General features: G+C 62.2%; 3 protein-coding genes. All 3 read left to right on the top strand.

Annotation, left to right across the window (positions count from 1 at the left end; translation table 11 throughout):
• Positions 1 to 153 (top strand): fumarate hydratase C-terminal domain-containing protein (locus AC1DH9_RS26615; protein ID WP_477809106.1); only part of this gene is annotated, 153 nt, incomplete at its 5' end.
• Positions 154 to 309: 156 nt separating this feature from the next.
• Positions 310 to 2,076 (top strand): ATP-binding protein, encoded by a 1,767-nt coding sequence (locus tag AC1DH9_RS26620; protein WP_427536317.1) that lies wholly within the window; start codon positions 310 to 312, stop codon positions 2,074 to 2,076.
• Positions 2,070 to 2,771: sigma-54-dependent transcriptional regulator (locus tag AC1DH9_RS26625; protein ID WP_477809105.1), on the top strand; the 702-nt coding region annotated here is incomplete at its 3' end. The genes AC1DH9_RS26620 and AC1DH9_RS26625, both read left to right, overlap by 7 nt.

Here is a 2,771-nt window from a genome sequence, read left to right on the forward strand (position 1 = left end):
GCCGAACTGGGCATGGAAGCGATCTACGAGTTCGACGTCAAAGACATGCCGGTGACCGTTGCGGTCGACAGCAAGGGCGAGTCGGTGCACATCACCGGACCTGCCATCTGGCAGAAGAAAATCAGTGAAAGCCTGGCGGTAGAAGTGCAATAAGCCTTTAACCGCTGGAAAAAAAAGCCGCGCTGTTTGCAAAGACAGCGCGGCTTTTTTTATTCTCCATAACGACTCGCCAACGGTGCCTTTGGTCAAGCCCTCCTGCACCACTGCATGCTATGGTGCGCGCCCGTATTGCTGACTGTTTCTTACGCCATGCTTGCGATCGCTCGTCCACTACGCCTGACGCTGTATACCCTGCTGATCCTTGCTGGCGCTGCATTGGCAGCCGGCCTGGCCATGCGCCACGCCGAACGCCAGGCCGAGGTGGACGATGCCGCCCGCGCCAATCAGCAACTGGCGCTGTACGCCAATTCCCTGCACACGCTGATCGAACGTTACCGTGCCCTGCCCGCCGTACTGGCGCTGGACCCGGAACTGCGCTTGGCGCTCGATGGCCCGGTCAGCCCGCAGCAGCAGGATGCGCTGAACCGAAAACTGGAAAAGATCAACGGCGCGGCCCAGTCGTCCACCCTGGAACTGCTGGATCACACCGGCCTTGCGGTGGCCGCCAGCAATTGGCGCTTGCCCAGCAGTTACGTCGGCCACAACTACGGCTTTCGGCCCTACTTCAGCCAAACCCGCAGCCAGGGCGCCGGGCGCTTTTACGCGGTGGGCGTGACCAGCGGGATTCCCGGCTATTTTCTGTCGAGTGCGGTGACGGCGGACAACGGCGAGTTTCTCGGCGCCATGGTGGTGAAACTCGAGTTTCCGGAACTGGAGCGCGAATGGCGTCAGGGCAGCGACACCCTGCTGGTCAGCGATGCGCGAGGCATTGTGTTTATCGCCAATCAGCCGGGATGGCGCTATCGGTTGCTGGGCACGCTGTCGGACACTGATCGCGCCGAGCTTAAAACCACCCGCCAATACGACAGGCAACCGCTGACCCCGCTCGACCATCAACCGATTCGGCGCTTTGACCAGAACAGTTATCTGGCCCGCGTCGACGGCCCCGACGGCACAGCGGATTACCTCTGGGAATCGCTGCCCTTGAGCACCGAAGGCTGGACGTTACACCTGTTGCGGCGCCCGCAGGTGGCCTTCGAAGATGTGCGAAACGCCGGGCTGGCCGCTGCCGGAGTGTGGCTGACGCTGGTGTTTTTATTGCTGTTTCTCAACCAGCGTTGGCGTCTGGCCAGGTTGCGTCAGCGCAGCCGCGAAGAGCTTGAACGCTTGGTCGAAGAGCGCACCCGCGAGCTGCGCACCGCTCAGGACGGTCTGGTGCAATCAGCCAAACTCGCGGCGCTGGGGCAAATGTCGGCGGCCCTGGCCCATGAAATCAACCAGCCACTCACTGCCCAGCGCATGCAGCTGGCGACCTTGCGCCTGTTGCTCGATCACGGCCGGATCGACGACGCGTATAAAGCGCTGAAGCCGGTGGATGAGATGCTGACGCGCATGGCCGCCCTCACCAGTCACCTCAAGACATTCGCCCGTAAAAGCCCCTGCGGTTTGCGCGAGCGGCTGGACCTGGCAGCGGTGGTCGATCAATCCTTGCAGTTGCTTGACGCTCGGCTGCGCGATGAACAGATCGACAGTGTGTTGCACCTGAGTCGCCCGGCCTGGGTTCGCGGCGATGCGATTCGCCTGGAACAGGTGCTGATCAATCTGCTGCGCAATGCCCTCGATGCGATGCGTGACAAACCCGTCAAGCGCCTGGAAATCCGTCTTGAAGCCGATCAGCAGCTATGGCGCCTGACGGTCTCCGACAGCGGTGGCGGTATTGCGCCGCAGGATCTACCGAAAGTCTTTGATCCGTTCTTCACCACCAAACCGGTGGGTGATGGCCTGGGCCTCGGGCTGGCGGTATCGTTCGCCATCGTGCATGAACTCGGCGGTCGCCTGAGCGCCGACAATCACGGCGACGGCGCCATCTTCACCCTCACCTTGCCCATCGATCTGGAGGCGCACATTCAATGTTGAACGCAGTGATCGTGGTCGACGATGAGAGCAGTATTCGTGATGCCGTCGAACAGTGGCTGAGCCTCTCGGGATTCGAGGTCAAACTGTTCAGCCGTGCCGATGAATGCCTGGCGCAGTTACCGGCGAATTTCCCGGGGGTGATCCTCAGCGATGTGCGGATGCCCGGCATGACCGGCCTGGAACTGCTGGCCCGGCTGCAACAGCGGGACGCCGATTTGCCGGTGATCCTGCTGACCGGCCACGGCGATGTGCCGATGGCGGTTKAAGCCATGCGCGATGGCGCCTACGACTTCCTCGAAAAACCCTTCAGCCCGGAAACCTTGCTCAGCAGTCTGCGCCGGGCGCTGGACAAACGTCGGCTGGTACTGGAAAACCGCGCCCTGCACGAACAGGCCGATAACCGCAGCAAACTCGACGCCAGCCTGCTCGGCGTCTCCCGTGGTTTGCAGACCCTGCGCCGACAAGTGCTGGACCTCGCGGCGCTGCCGGTGAACGTGCTGATCCGCGGCGAAACCGGCAGCGGCAAAGAACTGGTCGCCCGCTGTCTGCATGATTTCGGCCCGCGCGCCGACAAGCCGTTCGTGGCACTGAACTGTGCGGCAATCCCCGAGCAGTTGTTCGAAGCCGAGTTGTTCGGTCATGAAAGCGGCGCCTTCACCGGCGCTCAGGGCAAACGCATCGGCAAGCTTGAATAC

The sequence above is a fragment of the Pseudomonas sp. 05T35 genome, assembly GCF_056396605.1.